Origin of the sequence: Bradyrhizobium sp. LHD-71 (genome assembly GCF_031157255.1) — a bacterium.
GTDB lineage: Bacteria > Pseudomonadota > Alphaproteobacteria > Rhizobiales > Xanthobacteraceae > P52-10.
Genome location: NZ_JAVIFX010000003.1, coordinates 70,378 through 92,048, shown reverse-complemented (window position 1 = coordinate 92,048; position 21,671 = coordinate 70,378). Strand labels below are relative to the sequence as shown.

Sequence of the window (21,671 nt, the reverse complement as noted above, 5' to 3'; positions counted from 1 at the left end):
GGCTGAAACCGCAAACCGCCTTCAGTTCGGCAGCGCGAAGGTCACAATCTCATCGCTGACTTGCGGCGTCAGGATCGAGTTTCCGCCCGCAGCAAAGGTCACGTATTGCTTGCCCTTGTACTCGTAAATCGCGGGTAGCGCGACGGCAGGTGCCGCGACCTGCCCCTGCCAGAGAACCTCACCGGTTCGCAGATCGAGCGCGCGCACCCGCGAATCCATCGAGCCGCCGATGAAGATCAGTCCACTGGCGGTGATCACCGGACCGCCGATCGTGACCGTTCCCCAGGACTCCGGCATATAGAAACCCCATTGCTGAACCTGTCCAAACGGCTTCTTCCAGAGCTGCTGCCCGGTCTTGAGATCGAAGGCGGCAATCGAGCCATAGGGCGGCTTCCAACACGGCATGCCAAACGGATTCAGGAACGTCGACAACTGGAAACCATACGGCGCGCCTGTCATCGGGAAATAGCCACCGGTTTCGGTGGCACCGGGCGCGGCCGTCGCCTTGTCATAGTCTGCGCGCGTGAGCAGCTTGTAGATCTGCACGACGCTGTTGCTGTTCACGACGAAAATCTGCTTGTTGGGATCGACGGAGCCACCACCCCATTCCACCCCGCCGATGGTGCCCGGATAGATCAGCGATCCTTCGAGGCTCGGCGGCGTGAAGCGTCCCTCGTACTTCAGCTCCTTCAGCTTTCGCGTGCAGTAGCCGAAGCTCGTGATATCGGCGAGAGGAAAGATGCCGGGCCAGGTATCGTCGACGACGGGCTTTGGCAGAGGCACATAGGGCTGGGTCGGCGCGGCGACCTCGCCCGGCACTGTCGACTTCGGGACTGGGCGCTCCTCGATCGGATAGATCGGCTCACCGGTCTCGCGATTGAGGACGTAGAGAAAGCCCTGCTTCGACGTTTGCACCAGCGCGGGGATACTCCGTCCGTCCTTGGTGATGTCGACGAGCGTGGGCGCAGCGTTAGTGTCGAAATCCCAGATGTCGTGATGAACAAGCTGCCGGCTCCAGAGCACCTCACCCGTCGCGATCTTAAGTGCGGTCACGGACGTTCCGAGTGGGATCGGGTCGAGCCGGTTGCCGCCGAAAAAGTTGGGGCTCGGCGAACTCACGGGGATGTAGAGAATGTCTCGTTCCGTATCGACCGACATGCTGGCCCAGACATTGGCAGTGCCGGTCTTGGCGGCGACCTCCTTTGGAAGCGCGTTAAAGGTCCAGCGCAACGCGCCCGTCCTGGCGTCAAGCGCAAACAGGTTGCCGGCCGGCGCTTCGGCATCGGCCCAGTCCTTGCCGGCCCAACCGACGAACAGGAAATCCTTGAACATGGTGGGCGGCTGCAGGATCGAAAGCGGCCACTTGTTCTTCTCCGTATTCCATTGGTTGATATCGACAATGCCGCCTCCGCCGAAATCCGCGCAGGCCTTGCCAGTATCCGCATCGACCGCGTGCAGCTTCGCGTCCATCGTGCCGATATAGATCCGCTTCTGGCACGGTGCGCCAGGAGTGATGGCCTCAGCCTGCCAGTAGGCAACGCCGCGGTTCTTCAGATCGGGCTGCGTGAGTGCCTCGAGCACCGCTTTGGTGTCATAGGTCCATTTTATTTTTCCGGTGTCAGGTTCGAGCGCGAAGATCCGGTAAAACGGAGTTCCGAGATAGAGCGTGTCGTTGACGAACAGCGGCGTTGCGGACCAGACGGTCGGCGGCAGCTTGTCCGCACCGGGCGGTGTGCCTCGCATATGCGCGCCGGTTCTCGGTGGCGTTCCGATGCCCGAGTATTTGTCGCCGGTATGAACGCGCCAGACGGCGGTCAGATTCTTGACGTTCTCCGGCGTGATCTGACCGAGCGGCGAGTATTTCTGCGCGCGGAGATCACCATTGAAATGCGACCATGTCTTTTCCTGCGGCTGCGCAACAGCGGCCGGCAGCACGATCATGACAAGCGAGAGCAGCGGTCCGGCAATGGTCGTCGACTTCATGAGATCCACCTTTGCATGCCTTTGTCAGGCGAGCGCGCGTCGGGGCGCGAACAGATGCATAAGCCAGCCGAGCAGGCACACGGCCATCAACCCCAGCAGGGCGCGACTGTTGAGAAGATGCGCAGCGAACGCCGTACCGACGATGGCGAGAAGAGAAGAAGCCGCGAGAAACACCCGAAGCCCCAGGCTGTACGGGCGCGCAGCCATGATCAGGCCGAATACGAACAGGATCAGCGTTGATGCAATGACGAGGATGGCACCGGGTGTTCCAGCAATCCCGCTGAGCGGATCGAAGTAGTTGTAGAGGGAGACCGCAGTACCGAGAAGAGCTGCGAGTGAAACAAGTCGCGCGCCGTATTCCATAGCGATCTCCGTGCCCGCATATCCTCGGCCAATTCATATCTATGCAGCAGCGTCGGCAGATTTCCGCAGATGCCGATCCGGATTTGCCTCTTGCTCAAGAATTACTGGAGTCCGCCCACTCCTTTTTCGGCAATTTTTCCGACTGATATGAAGGAAGGACGCGCGAGTGGTTCGGCGCTTCCAGAAAAGGCTTTCATTTGAACTTCTACTGAACTTCTACAATGAGAGACGCCGCTGCAAACAAACGTTCAACACGCTGCCAAAAGCGTGTGCACACCGATTCAACGCGTGCTGATTTGGTGAAACGATCAATCTGTCCAGTTGTTGAGGAAAGCCTCGAATCACGCGAGCAAATCGGAGAAATTTATGCATAAGACGACACGAACCGTCGCCGCGGCGCTAGCGCTCCTCGGCGGTATCGGGCTTGCGACCGTCGCATCCGCTCAGACCACCAGTCCCAGCACAACGCAAGGCTCGACCGCCAGCACACAGGGTCAGGTCACGCCGACGACGCCTGACCAGACGACGGCCTTCATCAAGAGCCTCGAGGATCTCGTGACGCAATCACTGCCCGGCTATCAGCCCTCGGTTGGCGCCAAGGTTCCGCCGGCCGCCAAGACGCAGCCGATGCCGGCAGACGCCGCGCAGGCTCTGCCGCAGGCCAAGGATCATCACGTCCTCAAGACCGATGACCAGACGATCATGATCGTCGATCCGACCACCGGTCAGATCGTCGGCCTCATCACTGCAAGCGATGCCTCGACGACGGGGATGGGCACCCCCCAGGGGACACCCCCCGGCAGCAGCAAACAGTAGTTTTTCGACTATCCGGCCTTCCGCCGCTGGCGGGGGCCGGACGACCGTCATCACTTGCTGCGAGGGTTGAGGAAGACAGATGATCCGCGCGACCTGTCGTGCCGCTCTGCTGGCGCTGGTTTCGGCGCTCCTGCTTGTGAGCGCGACATCGCCGGCCCAGACTGGCGGTTGCAGTTGCAATTGCACTTGCATCCAGCCACGCGCGCTGGACGCTCAGGTCATCGCAACGGATGGATGGCGAAGGCCTATACTTCGACTCTCTCACAAGCGAACAGTATCGGCGCACAAGCGAACATCCAGGCCGCAGCGAACATCCAGGCTGCGCGCCCATCGTCGATCGATGGCCTCGATCGATAGCGGCGCCGATCGGTCAATTGGTACCGGTCAAGTCTGCAAACATCCCGGTCTATCGAAGCTGGACGCCGAACTTCGCTCGCTCTGGTCCGACTATCGTCGCCTGGTATCGGCGACGGGAGCGACCGGCATCCGGCAGAACGATGAAGATGAATTCTCGCAAAGGCGCGCGGCGTGCAGTTGCGCTGAACCCTGCTTGCGCTTTGCCTACAACGCTCAGATCAAGGCGTTGAGAGATGATATCGCTAGAGTGAAGAGCACTGCCAGCGACGAGAGCGTCTTGCAAAGCGACACGGCGCCTTCCGCCCCGTCCGCATCGCCGTTGCCTGCCCCCGTCGAAACATTCATCAAAACCTATGCCGACCGGTGCCGCCAATTGAGCGGCGAACTCGCCACCGGCGAGAGCCGTCCGCTGATCCTCACCGGCGACCTGGACCGTGACGGCAGACCCGACTACGTCCTGAACCCCGAGAATCTGCGATGCAACGCCGCGGCGACGGCGTTCTGCGCCACCGCCGGATGCGAGATCACAGTCGCGATCTCCCGCAAGGGGTATCGCGACCCAAGCACGATCATTGGCGGCCAGCCAAAGCTGTCAGGCGGCACTCTCGACCTGTGGGTGGACCGCTCGAACTGCAACATCACCGATCGGCAGAAGGCCTGCTGGGCGACCTATTCCTGGCGGGGCGGCCAGATGCACAAAAGCTTTCAGGCCAAACCCTCTTCTTCCAAGCTTTCGTCGAGCTGATCACCCCGCGGCGACCTTCTCACAGTCGTTCGGCATCGGGCGCCTCTCGAATCGATCGGCAATCCACTCGATCGCTGCGCGGGCGCTGAGCGAGGCAACGGACAGATGGTCCGCGTTCATTTCGTCAACTTTCGCCACGCCGCCCCGCTTACAGAACCTGCTGACGAAGATGTTCGTCACCGCCGGCAGCACCACCGTGTCCTGGTTCCCCTGCGCGATGAACAGTGGCAGATACGGTGGCAGGTGCGTGGGCGTATTGCGGATCACGTAGTCCCTCCACGGCTCGGTGGTCACCGGATCCGCCTTCAAAAAGTGCTGCTTGAGGAAGCGAAGAGCAACGCCGTCGATCATCAGGCCCAGGCGAGTGGTCATGCACTCCGCGCCGATCCAATCCATCGGCACGATCGCTCTTGAATCGACGATCCTGTCGAGCGGTGTGTCGTAGACGCGCGACCAGGACAGCAAGATCAGCGCGCCAAAGGCCTCTCCGGCCAGCGTATCCTTGTCGTCCTCGAACAAGGAGGCGAGATCGGTCGGCGCGGCGGCGGCGGCCACACCTGCAGCTTTTAGATCCGGCGCATAATCGGCAGCAATTTGACCGACCCAAAGGGCGGCGTGCGCGCCCTGCGAATGTCCCCATACAACGAACTGCTCGCCGGCCCCGGTCAGCGCACGCGCCGCGCGGACCGAGTCGAGAACGGACCGGCCTGCACTGAGACCGACCAGGTAGGGATGAGGCCCTGCAGTTCCGAGACCGACATAGTCTGTCGCCGCGATCACGAACCCTCGTTTGATCATGTCCGCAAGACCGGGTGTCGACTGACCGGGAATGTACTTTCCGGGCCTGAAGGCGTCGGCATCCAGAGACGGGGCGCATTTGCGCGCGATGCCGGTCGTCGGATGCGCCCAGGCCACGACCGGAGCACCGCCTTTCGCCATCCATGTCTCGGGGGCGACCACAACGCCCGAAACGGCGATGGGCTCACCATTCAATCCAGTCGAGCGGTAGAGGATACGCCAAGCCACTGCGCCATCGAAGGCCTGCATCGGCTCTGAGCGGATGATGCTCCCGGGGGGACCTTTCAGCTCCGCTCCTGATGCATCGTAAAATTGATCTGGCAGCTTGCCGGCGGCCCGGAGGAGGAGAGCCACGCAGCAAACTGCCAGCAGCACCGCGATAGAAGCGAGGATCGCGAAGCGTTTCATCTCGTGATCGGCGCGAACTCCGCGCCGATCACGTCACTTGGTCTGTCCCGGGGTCGTGCCTGGCGTGGTCCCTGGGGTCGAGCCCTGAGTGGTGCCCGACGTCGATCCTTGGGTTGACCCTTGAGTGGACCCCTGGGTCGTACCACCGCTGCTCGCGACCTGATACTCGATGCGCCGATTCTGGAAGCGACCATCCGCCGTGTCATTGCTCGCGACCGGGTTGGAGCTGCCGTAGCCCTTTGTGCTCAGCATGTTCGAGGTCACACCGGACTGAACCAACACGGCCTTGACCGCCTCGGCGCGCCGCTGCGACAGCTGCTGATTGGCGTTCGGATCGCCCGTGTTGTCGGTATAGCCGCTGATCTCGACCACCGTGTTGGCGGGGAGCTGTTTGAACGCGTTTGCCGCCTGTTGCAGCAGCGAGCGGCTCATCGCCGGAACTTCTGCACTTCCCGTTGGGAAGTTGATGATCGACTTGTTGAGAATACCCATCAGGTCGTTCGGTTGAAATCCGGTGCCCAACGCGGCGAGAGCGGCGGCCGCCTTGTTCGTGGATTCGGAGACGAGGCTCGACATCGGATCCGCGGACGCAAACGTGAGACCGGAAGATCCAAAGATCGATTTCAACGCGTTGAGGATGCGGTCGCGGTCAGCGGCAGCCACCGACCCGCCGAGATTGACCGAGTTGCCCTCGAACATTGCGTGGAGACCCGGCATGTTCAACTGCGAAAGCGCATTGCGCAGATTGGCAAGCCAGGGCGACGGCGCAGCGTTGGGATCGACGGTGATATCGCCTTTGATGGCATTGGCGCCGAACACGCCCTTCAGCGCGTCGAGAATCGACGTCTTGGTCGCCTGGTCCCGGACCGTGCCGGAGTAGGTGATGACGCCGTTGTCGTTGCTGAGCGCCAGCCGCGACGGCACGGTGGTTTGACCGGACGGTGCAGCGCCCGTCGTGATCGGCGTCTGCGTCCAATGATGGTTGTAAAGGTACCCGCCGACGCCGGCCAGCGCGAGCAGGGCCAGCAGCGGAGCCGCCCAACGCCATGAGCCGCCGGGGGTCTGGTCGGCATAGGCCGGGCTGTAATCGTCCGCCCGCCTCGGCGTGCTCAGGAAGTCCGAGACCGAGCTCGGAACGCTCTGCCCGACGGTCCCCCCTGGCGTCAGCTGGCCGACCACCTTCGGGATCAGATAGCCCATCGCTGCGGTCGCAGCCGGACCGCTGAGCCCGACCTTCTGCGCGATCGCGTTGATGGTGTTGCTACCGAGAGCCTGCTCCACCTGCGCTGAGCTCAGCGGAGCGGCATTGGGGTTGCCGAGCCATCCACTCACCTGGGAGAGGCCCATCGACTTGAGCCTGCCGATGAAGCCGCTCAGTCCGCCCGGCGAGGTCGTCATGACCTGCAAGAGCTCCCGCAACAGCGGGGCTGCTTTGGCGCCGAGCCCAAACCGGGCCGCGGCATCGTCAATGATATTGTCGAACAGCGACATTGAATATTCCTTTTGCTTCGTTGGATCAGATCGTGCGCTTGCCGATCGTCATGTGGTAGAGCCACAGCACCACCACCGAGCCGATCACGGCAACGATCAGGCTCCAGATGTTCAGCCCGGTCACTCCGGTCGCACCGAAGAGGCTGAACAGGAAGCCTCCGACGATCGCTCCGATGATGCCAAGAACGATGTCAAGCAACATGCCTTGTCCGCTGCTGTTGACGATCTTGCTGCCGAGGAAGCCGGCGATCAGACCAAGTACGATCCATCCCAGAATTGACATCGCGAACTCCTCTACTTCTGCTGCTGCTGCGTGAACGCGCTGGCAAGCTCCTGCAGAGTTGGGATCTTGCCGTTGGCAGTCAGCTTGTCGACGACACCGGGGAGCGCCGCGGCGAGCTGCGACAGAAGCTGCTGCTCGCTCATGCCGGCCTGCTGCGCCGCCGTGCTGACAGCCTTTGGTCCAAGCGCCTGGCCGAGCTGGTTCGGCTGGATCGGCTTGTTCTGTCCCGATCCGACCCAGGAGTTCACGGTTTCGCCGTGGCCTGCGGTCTGCAGCTTGTTGAGCATGCCCTCGAGACCACCAAGGAGCCCGCCGTCGGCGTTGGCCGGCGTGCCGGCGCCCTGCTCGGGCACGAGCGTCGGATCCGATTTCTGCGCCGCGGCACCACCGCTCATCATCTTGCTGAGCACGAGCGTGCCGAGGGCGATCATCAGCGGCTTGGCGATATTGCCACCGGGCGTGGCATTGCCCATGACATCGTCTAACAGTCCCATTTGGATCTCCTATCCTGTTTGAAAAAGATGCGACGCGTCAGTCGAAGATGATCGGCGCTTTCACTGGTTCTGGCTGAGACGCTTGTTGCACTCGCTGTAATAGCCACCGCCTTTCTGGATCCATTCGAGACCGCCATTGCCGCCGGTCGCCTTGTTGGCCTTGTACTGTTCAAGACACGTGTGCATGCGAGCCTTGCCGGCAGATTCGCTGGCGAACTTCTGCGAGAGGGTCGCCGGGAAGACCGCGGGCCCGCTGTAGGTCGGCGCGCTGCGGTTGTAGGAAGATCTGGAGCTTGGGCTCGGAGCAGGAGCTGCGCTGGTACCGGCACTCGGAGCGGCACCCGTCGTGCCAGGTGACGCGGCTGCAGGAGCTGAAGGGGCCGCCGCGGCATTGCCTTCACATTCCGCTTTCCGGAAATCATTCCATTTCATTCCGCCGAGATTCCCTGCAGACTTTGCGGCTCGGTACTTTGTGCTGCACTCCTGCATGCTGAGAGCGTTTGCTGGCGCGGGCAACGCAGACACGCACGCGATCAACGCGACGGCACCGATCGAGATCGAATAGCTGCGCATCGACATATTGATGTTCTCCTCACGAAACCTTTTGTCGGAGTCATTCGTGGCCATCACCCCAACTCGCATCGTGCGTTTATCGACAGTCGGGCGGTGGCGCATAGGAGAAGAATCGGCCCCCAAAGTTTAAATAGGACGAAGGTGGTCTGGTTAATTTGACATGGTCAAAGCCAATAAATTGAATCGAGAAAATGCCTTCATTGGACCGTTAGACTGCGGCGTTGGAACCCGACGGCAAAGCCGGATGCAGCGTGGATATCCGCGTCAAAACACACGAGAAATCTCAGAGCGTTTTTTAGTTTGTTGCAGCGAGCTGCCGACAGCAAATGACAACCACGATGCTGATCGCAATTTGGCTCGAATGGCGACCGGCCTTATCAGATTAGCAGCGGGCAGGGTCATCATGGAGGTTGCGGATGCAGAAATTGACGATCATCCTTGCTAGCGCGGTGTCGCTGGCGCTCGTGCCGAATCTGGCGGCCGCACAGGCGGCGTCGCCGAAGCCCCGCAGCGCGCTGTCGATCGAGTGCTCGAAGGAAGCTGACGCAAAGGGACTTCACGGCAAGGACCGCAAGCACTTCCGCGCCGAGTGCAAGAAGGCCGGCAAGTCCGGAACATCGACCACTGGCAAGTCCTCCTGAGAGCGCTTGCAAAACCGGTAGCGCGACGATGACAGCAACGAGAGCCGACGGTCCGCTTGCCATTGAAGACTACGCCCTGATCGGCGATTGCAGAACTGCAGCTCTCGTTGGCCGCAACGGGTCGATCGACTGGCTTTGCTGGCCCCGCTTCGACAGCGGCGCCTGCTTCGCGGCCCTGCTCGGCACATCCGACCACGGGCGCTGGCAGATCTGCCCTGCGGATCCCGCCCCGCGCATCACCCGTAGCTACCGCGACGGCACGATGGTGCTGGAGACTATTTTTGAAACGCAGGACGGCAGTGTTGCACTGATCGACTTCATGCCGACAGGACAGGCACACTCGTCGTTGATCCGGATCGTCGAAGGGCGCGCCGGCAACGTCGCGATGCAACTGGAGTTGAAGCTGCGTTTCGACTACGGCAGATCGGTCCCGTGGGTTACACGGCTCGATGACAATTCCGGTCTCCGCGCCATTGCCGGCCCGAACAAGGTCGTCCTGCGTACGCCTCTCGATCTGCGTGGCGAAGATCTCGCCACGAAAACCGAGTTCAGCGTGCCTGCCGGACAATCCGTCGCCTTTGTGATGAGCTACGGCCGTTCGTATCACCCCGCGCCCGAGCCCTTGGACTGGCGATCGGCGCTCGAGGGAACGACAGCCTTCTGGCGCAACTGGTCTGCAACCAACACCTACGACGGGACCTGGAAAGCGCCGGTGCAACGCTCGCTGCTGACGCTCAAAACCATGACCAGCGCGGAAACCGGTGGCGTGATCGCCGCCCCGACCACGTCGCTGCCGGAGCAGCCGGGTGGCCCGCGCAACTGGGATTACCGGTATTGCTGGTTGAGAGACGCCACCATGACGCTGATGGCGATGATCTCCGCAGGCTATCTCGACGAGGCGCGCGCCTGGCGGGACTGGCTGTTGCGGAGCGTCGCCGGCAGCCCCGATCAGGCCCAAATCATGTATGGCATCGCCGGCGAACGCCAGCTTGCCGAATGGGAGGTGCCGTGGCTACCCGGCTATGAAGCATCATCCCCGGTGCGGATCGGCAATGCAGCATCCGACCAACTTCAGCTCGACGTTTTTGGCGAGGTCGCCGACGCTCTTTTCCAGGCGCGCAAGCACGGACTGGTGACCGCGCCTTCCGGGTGGGCCCTGCAGCAAAAGCTGATCGAGCACCTCGAACAAATCTGGATGCAGCCTGATGAAGGCATGTGGGAGGTGCGAGGCGGTGCTCAACACTTCACCTTTTCCAAGGTGATGGCGTGGGTCGCGCTTGACCGCACGCTTCGCGATGCAACGCAGTTCAAGCTCGACGGTCCGCTCGACCGCTGGCGGCAGCTGCGAGACGAGATGCATGCCAAAATCTGCGCGCAAGGCTTCGACCCGCACCGCAATACGTTCACCCAGAGTTTCGGCAGCAGCGATCTCGATGCCAATCTGCTGCTGATTCCGACAATGGGCTTCCTGCCGGCGGGCGATCCGCGCGTGCGCGGCACGGTCGCGGCGATCGAACGCGAGCTGCTGGTGGATGGCCTTGTGCTTCGCTACCGGACAAAGACCGACCTGGACGGACTTCCGCCGGGCGAAGGGGCCTTTCTGCCGTGCAGTTTCTGGCTCGCGGACAACTATGCGCTGCAGAAGCGCGACAGCGAAGCTCGCGCATTGTTTGAACGCCTGTTGTCGCTGAGGAACGACGTCGGGTTGCTCGCCGAGGAATATGACCCCCGGTCGAAACGGCAGGTCGGCAATTTCCCGCAGGCGTTCTCACATCTCGCCCTGATAGGCACGGCCTTGAACCTGGAGCAGATTGGTCCCGCACAAAAGCGGGCCCAGGGGGCGCCCCACGTGGCTTGAGGAGGAATGATCATGACGTTGAAAGACAAGGTCGCGATCGTCACAGGTGGCAATAGCGGCATCGGCAAGGCGATCGCGCTGGAGCTGGCCCGGCTGGATGCCAACATCGTCATCGACTACCTGGTCGATCCGACGGCGACCGAGGCGCTCGAACGAGAGATCGCCGAGCTCGGCGACCAGTCGATCGGCGTCGAAGCCGATGTGAGCAAGATCGCCGACCTGCAGAAACTCGTAGATGCGGCCGTCAGCAGGTTCGGACGCGTCGACATCATGGTGAACAATGCCGGCATCGAAACTCGCACCTCGGTCCTCGACACGACCGAGAACCAGTACAACAAGGTGATGGACGTCAATCTCAAGAGCGCCTTTTTCGGCACGCAGATCGCGGCACGGCAGATGATCAAGCAGGGTGGCGGCGGACGCATCATCAACATCACGTCGGTTCATGAGGACTGGCCGATGCCGGGCAACACCGCCTACTGTCTCGCCAAGGGCGGCATGCGCATGCTGACCCGCACCGCCGGCCTCGAGCTCGCCCCGCACAATATCCTCGTGGTGGGTGTCGGTCCGGGTGCGGTCGCGACGCCGATCAATCTCAGCACGATGAACGATCCGGCCAAGCTCAAGCAACTGGACGCCGCAATCCCGCTCGGGCGCATGGCGCGCCCCGAAGAGATCGCCAACGTCGTCGGCTTTCTTGCCGGCGACGGCGCAAGCTATCTCACGGCCACCACGATTTTCGCGGATGGCGGCATCATGCACTCAAGCGTCGGTCTTTGAGCGGAGTAAAGCATGGACAAGCGCTTCGACGTCGTCATCGTCGGCAGCGGTGCGGGTGGTGGCACGCTCGCGAGACATCTTGCACCGTCGGGAAAGAGCATTCTCATTCTCGAGCGCGGCGACTGGCTCAACCGCGAGGCACAGAACTGGGACGCAGCTGCGGTCTTCGAGCAGAACCGCTACGTCTCTCCCGACACGTGGTATGATCGCAATAGCCGGCCGTTTCAGCCGCAGGTGCATTATTTCGTCGGCGGCGCGACCAAAATGTTCGGCGCAGCGCTCTATCGCCTCCGCCAGCAGGATTTCGGCGAGCTGCGCCACTACGACGGGATCTCGCCCGCGTGGCCGCTGACCTACGACGAGCTCGAGCCGTATTACACAAAGGCCGAGCAGATGTACTGCGTGCACGGGCTGCGGGGCCACGATCCCACGGAGCCTCCCGCGAGCGCCCCCTATCCGTGGCCACCGGTCTCCAACGAACCGCGCATCCAGCAGCTTGTCGACGACCTGACTGCGGCCGGCTACCGTCCCTTCCCGGCCCCCTGCGCGGTCATGATGGACGAGCGGGATATGGCGTACAGCACCTGTATCCGCTGTCAGACCTGCGACGGCTTTCCTTGCCTGGTGCACGCCAAATCCGACGCGGAAGTCATAGCCGTGCGTCCAGCGCTCACGTTTCCCAACGTGACGCTGCTGCGCAACGCAACGGCGCTCACATTGGAGACGAATGCCGCTGGCACGGCCGTCACAGCCGTCGTCGCCGATGTGGGCGGAGAACGACAAACCTTCTCCGGCGACATCATTGTCGTTTCGTGCGGCGCGGCAAACTCGGCTAAGTTGCTATTGATGTCCGCCAACGACAAGCACCCGAACGGACTCGCCAACGGCTCCGGCCAGGTGGGACGCAACTACATGTTCCACAACAGCCAGGCCGTGCTTGCGATCTCTCGCGAGCCAAACCCCACCGTGTTCCAGAAGACTCTCGCGCTGAACGATTTCTATTTCGGCATGGACGGCTTCGACTACCCGATGGGCAACATTCAGATGACCGGCAAGTCTCTGGGCCCGATGTATCGCGGCGAGAAGCCGCTCGAAACCGCGCTGCTCCCGACAGGTCTGCTCGACAAGCTCGCATCCCACTCCGTGGACTTCTGGCTTACGACAGAGGACCTGCCCGATCCTGACAATCGCGTCACGGTGGACAGCTCGGGCAGACTGACGTTGAGCTACACGCCGAACAATCAGGTGCCGCGACAGCAGCTGTATGACAAACTGAAGTCAATGTTGAGTGATCTCGACATGCATCCGCATCTCATTCCGCGCAATCTCTACATGAAAACCGACATCCCGATCGCCGGCTGCGCCCACCAGGCCGGAACCTGCCGGTTCGGCACCGATCCGACGACGTCGGTGCTGGATGTCAACTGCAAGGCGCATGAGCTCGACAACCTTTATGTCGTCGACACGAGCTTCTTCGTGAGCATCGGCGCGGTGAACCCGTCACTCACCGCTATCGCCAATGCGATCCGCGTCGGTGATCACCTGCTGCAGCGGCTGGCGTGACCTGCTCCGCAACAGCCATCCGTATCATCCGCAGATCCGCCGCTATGAAGTGCCTGACGCTGCGAGCACGCTATCTTCTATCGCGAGACTGCTTCCGCTGGCGTAACTGCGTGCGACAACGGCGTTGGGGTCCCCTTTGAGCACGACCCAACGGGTCTTCTCGCCATCGCGCCACAAGCGCAGATCAAAACTTCGTTTCCCGACACGGAGGTTCGTCACCGTCAGGTCCGGCAGCCAGCCCGGCAATTCGGGATCGATGTACAGCCTGTCTTGCGGGGCGTCCGGCTGGAAGCCAAGGATTATCTGCAGGAACATCAAGGCGGACCCGGCAGCCCAGGCCTGCGGTACGTTGGCGCCGAGATACTGGACCGGAAAATCGGTGGGATCGCGCTGAACACCGGAGTAGAGCTCCGGCACCTGGTGCAGCATGAAGTATCTCGCCGCTCCGCTGACGTCGCGCGCTACCCGGTTTGCCTCCTCGGCGAAGCCGTACCGGCGGAAGCCCATCGCAATGATGCCGTTGTCGTGCGGCCACACCGAGCCATTCTGATAGGAGTAGGGATTGTAGGCCGGATGGTTGGCGGAAAGGGTCCGGATGCCCCATCCGCTCCACATGTCCGGCCGCATCAGCCGTTCGACGACGCGACGAGCGCGGTCGGCCGGGACAATGCCCGACCAGAGACAGTGGCCCGGATTCGAGACAACGCTCAGAACCTTCTTCTTGTCGCCATCCAGGGCGTAAGCATAGAAGCCGGAAGCCTCATCCCAGAACGAATCGTTGAAACGACGAAACAGTGTCTCCGCCTTTGCACGAAGCTCCTGGGCGCGACCGGGGTTTCCGAGCGCGTCATAGACTTCCGCCATGCGCAGCCAGGCGTCGTAGACGTAACCTTGAAGTTCGCAAAGCGCCTTCGGCCCCTTCACCAGCGTTCCGTCGGGATAAACGACCGAATCGCCGGAGTCTTTCCAGCCCTGGTTCTCGTAACCTACGGGCGAACGCGTCGCGTATTCCTGAAAGCCGTCTCCGTCTCGGTCGCCATATTGGTCGATCCATTGCAGGCAGCCCTCGGCGGTCTTGAGATGCCGCTCGAGCAGGCCCGCGTCGCCGGTGCAGCGCCAGGCGACATGAAGTACGATCAGATAGAGGATCGTGGCGTCCGCAGTACCGTAATAGGGCGTGTGGGGCACCAGCTTGAAGTGTGCGAGCTCGCCGAGACGCAGCTCGTGCATGATCTTGCCCGGCTCTGCGTCGCGATAATCGTCCCGCTCGGTAGCCTGCAGTGCTCCCAAGACATCGAGCGCGGCACAGGCGAACCCGGAGTACACCGGCGCGGTCTGCAGTGAAGCGATCAGGCTGTCGCGGCCAAAGAGCGCGACGAACCAGGGCACGCCCGCAGCCACAACGAACTGCTCGTCGGTCCTGTCGGTCGGCAGCCGTAGCGCAGCCATGTCCTCGATTGCCTGACGGTAGAGGCGATAGAACTCTTCATTGCCGGTCGTGATCCTGGGAACCGCCTGGCGCCATCGCGCGAGGCGCTGGCCGACCGTCGACTGGTCGCTGTTCGCTATGCAGGGGGCCGGTGCCTCGAAACGGATTTTCCCGTTGCCGAGTTCGTAGAGCAGGCAGCTGTGCCAGACGCCTCCCGGCGGAAGGTTGACCTCGAAGCTGATCCTGCCATTGGCATAGACGGGACGCACCAGGTTTCGTTTGGCCAGCACTGTCAACTCGCGCGAGAAATCTTGGTTGCGGTAGACCGTGCTCAACCGCGACTCAGCATCCGACCATTCCGTGGTGATTCGGCCACGACGGACGATGCGGCCTGACTTCACCTCGAACAGATCGGCGAAGTCGCTTCGGATCGCGATTTCGAGGTTGAAACGCACCGGCTTCTTGCCGTGGTTCACAAGATCGATATCTTCGTGGATACCGCCGTCGACGGACCGGCTGAGCACCAGTCCGAGCGTACGTTCCGGGATGCCCCCGTCTTCAGTCGGGATTTTGCGGTTGGTAAGAAATACGCGCGAAGCGTAGTGCGTGATGTTGCCGGAGTTGAGCAGGTCCCATGGCTCACCGTTTGCCCAGATGCTCCAGCTGCTGATCAGGCGCGTGTCGAAGAAGTACAGGCCCTTGTCGCTCGGAAAAGTCACCTGGCCGTCACGGTCGGTGATCAGCACGGTATGTCCCTGATGCAGAGCGAGCTGTGGCGGACCGACCGTGATCTCGAGATCCATGGCGATGTCCTCTGTCCATCCACCCAGGCGGAATTAGATCGACATCCGACGGTGCAAGTCGAACATGATCCAGAAGCTGCCGCCAACCATGATGAAGATGAGAATAGCGGCGAAGACGAGCGCCATCATGTTCTCGCGCGGCGTCGCGCTTAAATCCAGATGCAGGAAGTAGCGCAGGTGCACCAGAATCTGCAGCACGGCGGCTACGGCAATGACGACCAGTATGGCCGACGCCGGCAACGACGTCAGGTCCTTCGTGGCCACAAGAACAAACGGAATCGCCGTGAGAATTAGCGCCAGCTTGAATCCAGTGAGATAGGATCTCAGGCCGTGGCCGTTGTCAGTGGTTGGCGATGTGGTGGAATCACTCATTCATAGCAGTCCTGGAAGGTACACGACCGAAAAGATGCCGACCCAGACGATGTCGAGGAAGTGCCAGAAAAGACCCAGCCGGAACAAACGGGAAGTCACCGGCGGCGTCAGTCCCTTGATGATCACCTGGCTCGCCAGGATCAGGATCCAGACGAGACCAAAGGCGACATGCAGCCCATGAGTGCCGACCAGCGCGAAGAAGGCCGACAGGAATCCGCTACGGTCCGGCCCCGCGCCGACCTGCGCCATGCCCCGAAACTCGATGATCTCCATCGCCAGGAATCCCAGGCCCAGGGCGAATGTGACAAGAAGCCACCACAGCACCGCGCCTCGCTTGACGGAGTGCATCGCCAGCGCGGCGAAGCCGAAGGTAAGACTGCTGCACAAGAGAAGCAGCGTTTCACCTGAAACATGCGACAGGCTGAACAGGCTTCGTGCGGTTTGGCGTCCCTCGGCGTCGGCGGACATCACCACATAGGTCGCGAACAGCAGCGCAAAGATGATCGCGTCGCTCATCAGATAGAGCCAGAACCCGAATGCCTTGCGCTCGTGCGACTCGGCTATCGCCTCAGAGGCTGACGGTGCGGAGGCGATAACAGCATCAATCGTCATGCCAGGCCCTCCGGAAGCGGTTGATTGGAAGGAACAGGAGCGTCCACATCCGGACGGCGCAAAGCGCCCGCCATGGCTTGACGATGCTGGCGTTCGATCTCCTGGACCTCATCGGCGGGCAGGCGGTATTCGGTATCATCTTCGAAACTGCGGGCGATGATCACCGCCCACAAGGCGACGGCCGCGGCGATCACCAGCCACCAGATCTGCCAGACCACGGCGAAACCGAGCAGGAACGCAAAGGCGCCCACGGCAACGCCTGTATCGGTGTTTCTCGGGATGTGGATGTCATGATAGCGGGGAGGCTTCTGATAGGCGACACCCCGCTTCTTCATGTCTTCGAAGGCGTCGATCTCCCGCACGATGGGCAGCAGCGCGAAATTGTACGGCGGGGGCGGCGACGATGTCAGCCACTCCAGGGTGCGTCCGTTCCACGGGTCGCCGGTGAGATCAAGCCTCTCCTGGCGTTGCCGGATGCTGACGACAAGCTGAACGCCCTGACAGACGATGCCGAGCAGGATGAGCAGCGCGCCGAGCGCGGCGACAATCAGGTAAGGCTGCCAAAGAGCTACGTTGTAGTGTTCCAAGCGGCGGGGCATGCCCATGAGGCCCAGGATGTAGAGCGGCATGAAGGCCAGGTAGAAGCCGATCAGCCAGCACCAGAACGACCGGGCGCCCCAGCGCTCGTCGAGCGTGAAGCCGAAAGCCTTGGGAAACCAATACATGTAGCCGGCGAAGTATCCGAAGAGTGCGCCGGGAATCAGCATGTTGTGGAAGTGCGCAACGAGGAAGGTCGTGTTGTGCACCATGTAGTTGACCGGAGGCAGCGCCAGCAGGACTCCGGTCATGCCACCGATGACGAAGGTGACGATGAAGCCGAGCGTCCACATCATCGACGGATGGAACGTGATGCGTCCCCGGTACATGGTGAGCAGCCAGTCGAAGACCTTCACTCCGGTCGGCACGGCGATGATCATCGTGGCGATGCCAAAGAAGGCATTGACGTTCGGGCTCGCGCCCATCGTGAAGAAATGGTGCAGCCAGACCGTAAACGACAGCACGGCGATCGACGCGGTCGCATAGACCAGCGACGTATAGCCGAACAGGCGTTTGGCGGAGAATGTCGCGACTACTTCCGAAAAGATGCCGAAGGCAGGAAGGATCAGGATGTAGACTTCCGGATGCCCCCAAATCCAGAACAGGTTGGCATAGTTCATCATGTTGCCGCCGCTGTCGTTCGTGAAGAAGTGCATGCCGAACGTGCGGTCGAGCCAGAGCAGTGCGCACACGACTGTCAGGGCAGGAAACGCGAAGGTCATCAGGATGCTGCTGCAGAGCGCCGTCCAGGTGAACAGCGGCATCCGCATCAGGTTCATCCCGGGAGCGCGCAGCTTGAAGATTGTGACGGTGAAATTGATGCCGGCCAGCGTCGTGCCGATGCCGCTGATCAACAGCGCCCAAAGCCAGTAATCGACGCCCACTCCCGGATTGTATTGTACGCCCGAATAGGGCGGATAGCCGCTCCAGCCTGCGGTCGAGAACTTGCCGATGACCAGCGAGACCATGACCAGCGCGGCGCCGGCCGCGGTGAGCCAGAGGCTGACGGAGTTCATGAACGGGAATGCAACGTCGCGCGCACCGATCTGCTGGGGCACCACGATATTGATCAGCCCGGTCAGGAAGGGCATCGCCATGAAGAAGATCATGATGGTGCCGTGGGAACTGAATATCTGATCGAAGTGTCCCGGCGGCAGGTAGCCCTCGGAGTTGAGTGCAATGGCCTGTTGCGCTCGCATCATGATCGCGTCGACAAAGCCGCGCAGCAGCATGACCAGCGCCAGCACGATGTACATGACGCCGATTCTCTTGTGATCGACGCTGGTGAGCCATTCGCTCCACAGGTAACGCCACCATCCGAACCAGGTGACGGCGAAGGTGACGGCCAGTACGCCGCCGACCGTGACCAGCGCACCGCCCATGGCGACCCAGCTGTAGAACGGCAGCGCATCGATCGTCAGTTTGCCGAACATCTGGAAAGCTCCGGGTCTATTTGGCGGCGGCGTGCCCGGCGTGCGCGTGACCGTGGCCGTATTTCGCGATGATGTTGTCGAACAGGTTCGGCTCGACCGTCGAATAGTAGGTGACGGGGTGACGGCTGCTGGGCACGGCGAGCGCGCGATAGGCGTCCGCATCCAGCCGCTTCGATGATTGTTTGACCCGGCTCACCCACGCCTCGAATGCTTCCGGCTGCTCCGCGATTGCCTGGAAGTGCTGGTTGGAGAAGCCGGATCCGCTGTATTGCGCATTTCTGCCCATGAACTGCCCGGGGGCATCAGCCAGCAAATGTAGCCGCGTCTGCATCCCGGCCATCACGTAGATCTGTCCTCCGAGCGGCGGGATGAAGAAGGAATTCATCACCGTGTCCGAAGTGAGCCTCAGGGCGAGCGGCCTCTGGCTCGGAAACACGAGCTGATTGACCGTTGCAATTCCATGCTCGGGATAGATAAAGAGCCACTTCCAGTCTTGCGCGACCACCTCGACATCGAGCGGCCGGACCGACGTGTCTATCCGCTTGTAGGGATCGAGCCCGTGCGTGCTGCTCCACAAGAGAGCGCCGAGCGCAACGACGATGACTGCAGGAACCAGCCAGATAACGCCATCGATTATGGCGGAGAACGACCAGTCGGGCGTGTAGCGGGCACTGGTGTTGGAGGCTCGATAGCGCCAGGCGAACAGGAAGGTCATCAGGAAGACCGGGATGATCACGATCAGCATCACCAGGCTGGCGATCACAAGAAGATTGTGTTCGTGCTGCGCGATCGGACCTTTGGGGTCGAGGAACGGTATACCGGTCAGGTCGCAGCCGCTGACCAGCAGAGCCGCACCGAAGGCGATCGCCGCTCGACCTGACCTACGCGCAACAGCTTGCTTCACGATTACGTCCATGCCGTTCGATGACTCGCATTGAAGCAAGCTGACGTTAATCAATAACTGTCTTCTCGTCGCGTTTTTAATGGTTATGCGCGTTATCGATTTCTGGAAATTCTGAAGCATTTGGCTTAGCGTCGCAGGACGCTCTCACACAGGACGGGTCCCGCAGTTCAACATGACAGCAAGAAAACAAATCCTGGTTACGGGCGGCGCCGGCTACATCGGAAGCCATATGGTTCTTGCGCTGCTTGATGCAGGAGAGACACCCGTCGTTCTCGACAACCTTTCGACTGGAACGCGGCTCGCCGTTCCTGCCGATGTTCCTTTCTACGAAGGCGATTGCGGTGACCCATCGCTGGTGGAATCCATCATTCGCGAACGAGACATCGATACGATCATCCACTTTGCCGCCAGCATTGTCGTGCCGGTGTCGGTGGCCGATCCACTGGCCTACTATGAGAACAACACGGTCAAATCGCGTTCGTTGATCGAGCGGGCCGTACGTGCCGGCGTCTCCACGTTCATCTTTTCGTCAACTGCGGCGGTCTACGGCAATCCGGAAAGCGTCCCTGTCCGCGAGGACAGCCTCACGTCACCGATCAATCCATACGGCCGATCGAAACTGATGACTGAATGGATGCTCTCCGACACGGCGCACGCGCGGCCGCTCAAGTATTTTGCGTTGAGATACTTCAATGTGGCCGGCGCAGATCCAGCCGGTCGCTCGGGTCAATCCTCGCCCGACGCAACCCATCTCATCAAGGTGGCGGTGCAGGCGGCCACCGGTAAGCGATCGGGAATGGACGTCTTCGGTACCGACTATCCGACGCCGGACGGCTCCTGCGTTCGCGACTACGTGCATGTCAGCGACCTTGCACAGGCTCATCTCGACGCGCTGCGCCATCTGCGCGGCGGCGGCGAGAGCGCGGTCAGCAACATCGGCTACGGCCACGGCTTTTCAGTGCTCGAGGTGATCGAGGCCGTGAAGAAGGAATCGGGCGTCGATTTCGAGGTTCGTCTCAAGGATCGCCGCAGCGGCGACCCAGCTGTCCTCGTGGCATCGAACGAACGAGCGCAGTCGCTTTTGAAATGGACGCCGCGCTACGACAGTCTCCCTGTCATCATTCGCGATGCGCTCGCGTGGGAACGGAAATTGTCAGAGAGACTGAGCGCCGGCCGCACATGACGGCCTGCGCCACCTTCGCCCAGGCAACTGACCGATTTTGGGACCGAGCGCGGATTGTCGTCCCATAACCGGGCACCGCAGCGACACCGCGAGTTGCATTTACCTTAACGAACAACGAAACACTGAATATAATTGATTTCAGCGTAAACTTTCCATTGAAAGGGACGGTAAAGAAGTAACTCCCGTCATGGAATGCCCCCGATGTCGTTGGTTCAAAGCAGGAGCAAGGCTGAGAACGCTCAAGGCCGCAGACGCGAGCGGCGCGATGCGGAACGCCGCTGCGCAGCCTTTATGCCTGCGGCGGAGCTACGGGAGAAAATAGGCGAGGATCGCCGGCAGAACGCCGATCGCAGACGCAATCCGTTTCGTCGCTGGCGGCGCGTTCGCCTGGGCGGGCTACCGGTCGTCGTCGTCGATCGAACGACCACGGCAAAGGTGATGGTCGATCACGCACTGCGGCGGCGTGGACTGTGGCGCTATCCTGCGTACCTGACCTCAACCAACGGCGAGGTCACCCACGCCTGCGCCAACGACCGCGGCACGCGCTCGCTGTTCATGCAGGCCGATGCGATCCATGCGGACGGCATGCCGCACGTATTTGTCTCGCGACTGAGGTGCAAGGCAGCGCTGCCCGAGCGCGTGGCCACGACCGATCTTTTCGACGCCGTCAACGAAGAGGCTGAGCGCCGCGGCGCCAGCATCTACATGCTTGGCGCGACGGAGGAGGTCAGCGCTTTGGCTGCCGAAGTGGTGCAGAAGCGCTTTCCAAAACTGAACATCGTCGGTCGGCGTAACGGCTTCTTCGAGAGCCTCGAAGCAGAGAAACAAGTGTGCGAGGAGATCGCTGCCCTTTGTCCGGATATCCTGTGGGTGTCGATGGGCGTTCCGCGCGAGCAGGAGTTCGTCATACGGAACAGGAACAGGCTGACCTCGATCGGCGTCATCAAGACGTCGGGTGGTTTATTCGACTTCGTGTCGGGCACAAAACCCCGCGCGCCGGCCTGGATGCAGCGCGCGGGCCTCGAGTGGCTTTGGCGCGCAGCGTTAGAGCCGAGGCGACTCGGTTGGCGCTATGTACGGACCAACCCTTCGGCGCTGTACCTGCTGCTGACCAAATCCGACTGACAGTCGGCCTTCGGAAGCGGTCGACCGATAGCATCGGCCGACCGTCATTCCACCATCTGC

20 protein-coding genes are annotated in these 21,671 nt (G+C 61.5%); 8 read left to right on the top strand and 12 right to left on the bottom strand.

Features of this window, described 5'->3' with window-relative positions:
- Positions 1 to 21: 21 nt before the first annotated feature.
- Together RCO31_RS03120 and RCO31_RS03115 are read right to left on the bottom strand one after the other, a co-directional pair.
- On the bottom strand, positions 22 to 1,983 hold the full coding sequence (locus RCO31_RS03120) for a pyrroloquinoline quinone-dependent dehydrogenase (protein WP_308966766.1): 1,962 nt from the start codon (positions 1,981 to 1,983) through the stop codon (positions 22 to 24).
- A 24-nt stretch (positions 1,984 to 2,007) separates the two neighbouring features.
- Positions 2,008 to 2,346, bottom strand: a complete 339-nt coding sequence (locus tag RCO31_RS03115; protein ID WP_308966765.1) for a hypothetical protein — start codon at positions 2,344 to 2,346, stop codon at positions 2,008 to 2,010.
- A 366-nt stretch (positions 2,347 to 2,712) separates the two neighbouring features.
- Here RCO31_RS03115 and RCO31_RS03110 point away from each other — a divergent pair, with 366 nt between their 5' ends.
- Together RCO31_RS03110 and RCO31_RS03105 are read left to right on the top strand one after the other, a co-directional pair.
- Positions 2,713 to 3,162: a hypothetical protein gene (locus RCO31_RS03110; RefSeq protein ID WP_308966764.1), complete on the top strand. Its 450-nt coding sequence runs from the start codon at positions 2,713 to 2,715 to the stop codon at positions 3,160 to 3,162.
- A gap of 550 nt (positions 3,163 to 3,712) precedes the next feature.
- Entirely contained in the window at positions 3,713 to 4,264 is a 552-nt protein-coding gene (locus RCO31_RS03105; protein WP_308966763.1) for a hypothetical protein, read from the top strand.
- Here the strand turns inward: RCO31_RS03105 and RCO31_RS03100 are convergent, their stop codons facing one another.
- Genes RCO31_RS03100 through RCO31_RS03080 form a run of 5 tightly spaced genes read right to left on the bottom strand, consistent with a single transcriptional unit; the run spans position 4,265 to position 8,365 of the window.
- A complete protein-coding gene (locus tag RCO31_RS03100) occupies positions 4,265 to 5,470 on the bottom strand; it encodes a lipase family protein (RefSeq protein ID WP_308966762.1) in 1,206 nt (401 codons plus the stop codon).
- 33 nt (positions 5,471 to 5,503) lie between these two features.
- Positions 5,504 to 6,961, bottom strand: coding sequence for an OmpA family protein (locus RCO31_RS03095; protein ID WP_308966761.1), 1,458 nt, complete (start codon positions 6,959 to 6,961; stop codon positions 5,504 to 5,506).
- A gap of 25 nt (positions 6,962 to 6,986) precedes the next feature.
- A complete protein-coding gene (locus RCO31_RS03090) occupies positions 6,987 to 7,244 on the bottom strand; it encodes a GlsB/YeaQ/YmgE family stress response membrane protein (RefSeq protein ID WP_308966760.1) in 258 nt (85 codons plus the stop codon).
- Positions 7,245 to 7,255: 11 nt separating this feature from the next.
- Complete coding sequence (locus RCO31_RS03085) at positions 7,256 to 7,738, bottom strand: YidB family protein (protein ID WP_308966759.1); 483 nt, start codon at positions 7,736 to 7,738, stop codon at positions 7,256 to 7,258.
- Positions 7,739 to 7,798: 60 nt separating this feature from the next.
- Complete coding sequence (locus tag RCO31_RS03080; protein WP_308966758.1) at positions 7,799 to 8,365, bottom strand: hypothetical protein; 567 nt, start codon at positions 8,363 to 8,365, stop codon at positions 7,799 to 7,801.
- Between the two features lie 362 nt (positions 8,366 to 8,727).
- Between RCO31_RS03080 and RCO31_RS03075 the strand changes: the two genes are divergently transcribed.
- Genes RCO31_RS03075 through RCO31_RS03060 form a run of 4 tightly spaced genes read left to right on the top strand, consistent with a single transcriptional unit; the run spans position 8,728 to position 13,153 of the window.
- Positions 8,728 to 8,952: a PsiF family protein gene (locus RCO31_RS03075; RefSeq protein ID WP_308966757.1), complete on the top strand. Its 225-nt coding sequence runs from the start codon at positions 8,728 to 8,730 to the stop codon at positions 8,950 to 8,952.
- A 28-nt stretch (positions 8,953 to 8,980) separates the two neighbouring features.
- Positions 8,981 to 10,810 (top strand): glycoside hydrolase family 15 protein, encoded by a 1,830-nt coding sequence (locus RCO31_RS03070; protein WP_308966756.1) that lies wholly within the window; start codon positions 8,981 to 8,983, stop codon positions 10,808 to 10,810.
- 12 nt (positions 10,811 to 10,822) lie between these two features.
- On the top strand, positions 10,823 to 11,590 hold the full coding sequence (locus tag RCO31_RS03065; protein WP_308966755.1) for a glucose 1-dehydrogenase: 768 nt from the start codon (positions 10,823 to 10,825) through the stop codon (positions 11,588 to 11,590).
- Positions 11,591 to 11,602: 12 nt separating this feature from the next.
- On the top strand, positions 11,603 to 13,153 hold the full coding sequence (locus RCO31_RS03060; protein ID WP_308966754.1) for a GMC family oxidoreductase: 1,551 nt from the start codon (positions 11,603 to 11,605) through the stop codon (positions 13,151 to 13,153).
- Between the two features lie 42 nt (positions 13,154 to 13,195).
- Here RCO31_RS03060 and RCO31_RS03055 read toward each other — a convergent pair whose 3' ends face one another.
- From RCO31_RS03055 to cyoA, 5 genes are read right to left on the bottom strand one after another with little or no spacing between them, the layout of a single operon-like run.
- Complete coding sequence (locus RCO31_RS03055; RefSeq protein WP_308966753.1) at positions 13,196 to 15,385, bottom strand: glycogen debranching N-terminal domain-containing protein; 2,190 nt, start codon at positions 15,383 to 15,385, stop codon at positions 13,196 to 13,198.
- Positions 15,386 to 15,418: 33 nt separating this feature from the next.
- A complete protein-coding gene (gene cyoD, locus RCO31_RS03050; protein WP_308966752.1) occupies positions 15,419 to 15,757 on the bottom strand; it encodes a cytochrome o ubiquinol oxidase subunit IV in 339 nt (112 codons plus the stop codon).
- Entirely contained in the window at positions 15,758 to 16,369 is a 612-nt protein-coding gene (cyoC, locus tag RCO31_RS03045; RefSeq protein WP_308966751.1) for a cytochrome o ubiquinol oxidase subunit III, read from the bottom strand.
- Positions 16,366 to 18,399 carry a cytochrome o ubiquinol oxidase subunit I gene (gene cyoB / locus RCO31_RS03040; protein WP_308966750.1) on the bottom strand — a complete coding sequence of 678 codons (2,034 nt, stop codon included), beginning with the start codon at positions 18,397 to 18,399 and terminating at the stop codon, positions 16,366 to 16,368. Before cyoB ends, cyoC begins: the two co-directional genes overlap by 4 nt.
- A gap of 16 nt (positions 18,400 to 18,415) precedes the next feature.
- Positions 18,416 to 19,423, bottom strand: a complete 1,008-nt coding sequence (gene cyoA / locus RCO31_RS03035) for a ubiquinol oxidase subunit II (RefSeq protein WP_308966749.1) — start codon at positions 19,421 to 19,423, stop codon at positions 18,416 to 18,418.
- Between the two features lie 52 nt (positions 19,424 to 19,475).
- Between cyoA and galE the strand changes: the two genes are divergently transcribed.
- On the top strand, positions 19,476 to 20,486 hold the full coding sequence (galE, locus tag RCO31_RS03030; RefSeq protein WP_308966748.1) for a UDP-glucose 4-epimerase GalE: 1,011 nt from the start codon (positions 19,476 to 19,478) through the stop codon (positions 20,484 to 20,486).
- A 201-nt stretch (positions 20,487 to 20,687) separates the two neighbouring features.
- The gene (locus RCO31_RS03025; RefSeq protein WP_308966747.1) at positions 20,688 to 21,611 is read left to right on the top strand and encodes a WecB/TagA/CpsF family glycosyltransferase; all 924 of its coding nucleotides are present in this window, start codon (positions 20,688 to 20,690) and stop codon (positions 21,609 to 21,611) included.
- Positions 21,612 to 21,671: the final 60 nt, after the last annotated feature.

Excerpts from the sequence above, each read along its gene's own strand:
- galE (WP_308966748.1), top strand. The coding sequence starts at position 19,476 with ATGACAGCAAGAAAACAAATCCTGGTTACGGGCGGCGCCGGCTACATC.
- cyoB (WP_308966750.1), bottom strand. The coding sequence starts at position 18,399 with ATGTTCGGCAAACTGACGATCGATGCGCTGCCGTTCTACAGCTGGGTC.
- RCO31_RS03100 (WP_308966762.1), bottom strand. The coding sequence starts at position 5,470 with ATGAAACGCTTCGCGATCCTCGCTTCTATCGCGGTGCTGCTGGCAGTT.
- RCO31_RS03120 (WP_308966766.1), bottom strand. The coding sequence starts at position 1,983 with ATGAAGTCGACGACCATTGCCGGACCGCTGCTCTCGCTTGTCATGATC.
- RCO31_RS03065 (WP_308966755.1), top strand. The coding sequence starts at position 10,823 with ATGACGTTGAAAGACAAGGTCGCGATCGTCACAGGTGGCAATAGCGGC.
- RCO31_RS03025 (WP_308966747.1), top strand. The coding sequence starts at position 20,688 with ATGTCGTTGGTTCAAAGCAGGAGCAAGGCTGAGAACGCTCAAGGCCGC.
- RCO31_RS03095 (WP_308966761.1), bottom strand. The coding sequence starts at position 6,961 with ATGTCGCTGTTCGACAATATCATTGACGATGCCGCGGCCCGGTTTGGG.
- RCO31_RS03110 (WP_308966764.1), top strand. The coding sequence starts at position 2,713 with ATGCATAAGACGACACGAACCGTCGCCGCGGCGCTAGCGCTCCTCGGC.
- cyoC (WP_308966751.1), bottom strand. The coding sequence starts at position 16,369 with ATGACGATTGATGCTGTTATCGCCTCCGCACCGTCAGCCTCTGAGGCG.
- RCO31_RS03075 (WP_308966757.1), top strand. The coding sequence starts at position 8,728 with ATGCAGAAATTGACGATCATCCTTGCTAGCGCGGTGTCGCTGGCGCTC.
- RCO31_RS03115 (WP_308966765.1), bottom strand. The coding sequence starts at position 2,346 with ATGGAATACGGCGCGCGACTTGTTTCACTCGCAGCTCTTCTCGGTACT.
- cyoD (WP_308966752.1), bottom strand. The coding sequence starts at position 15,757 with ATGAGTGATTCCACCACATCGCCAACCACTGACAACGGCCACGGCCTG.
- cyoA (WP_308966749.1), bottom strand. The coding sequence starts at position 19,423 with ATGCTTCAGAATTTCCAGAAATCGATAACGCGCATAACCATTAAAAAC.
- RCO31_RS03070 (WP_308966756.1), top strand. The coding sequence starts at position 8,981 with ATGACAGCAACGAGAGCCGACGGTCCGCTTGCCATTGAAGACTACGCC.
- RCO31_RS03080 (WP_308966758.1), bottom strand. The coding sequence starts at position 8,365 with ATGGCCACGAATGACTCCGACAAAAGGTTTCGTGAGGAGAACATCAAT.
- RCO31_RS03055 (WP_308966753.1), bottom strand. The coding sequence starts at position 15,385 with ATGGATCTCGAGATCACGGTCGGTCCGCCACAGCTCGCTCTGCATCAG.
- RCO31_RS03060 (WP_308966754.1), top strand. The coding sequence starts at position 11,603 with ATGGACAAGCGCTTCGACGTCGTCATCGTCGGCAGCGGTGCGGGTGGT.
- RCO31_RS03085 (WP_308966759.1), bottom strand. The coding sequence starts at position 7,738 with ATGGGACTGTTAGACGATGTCATGGGCAATGCCACGCCCGGTGGCAAT.
- RCO31_RS03090 (WP_308966760.1), bottom strand. The coding sequence starts at position 7,244 with ATGTCAATTCTGGGATGGATCGTACTTGGTCTGATCGCCGGCTTCCTC.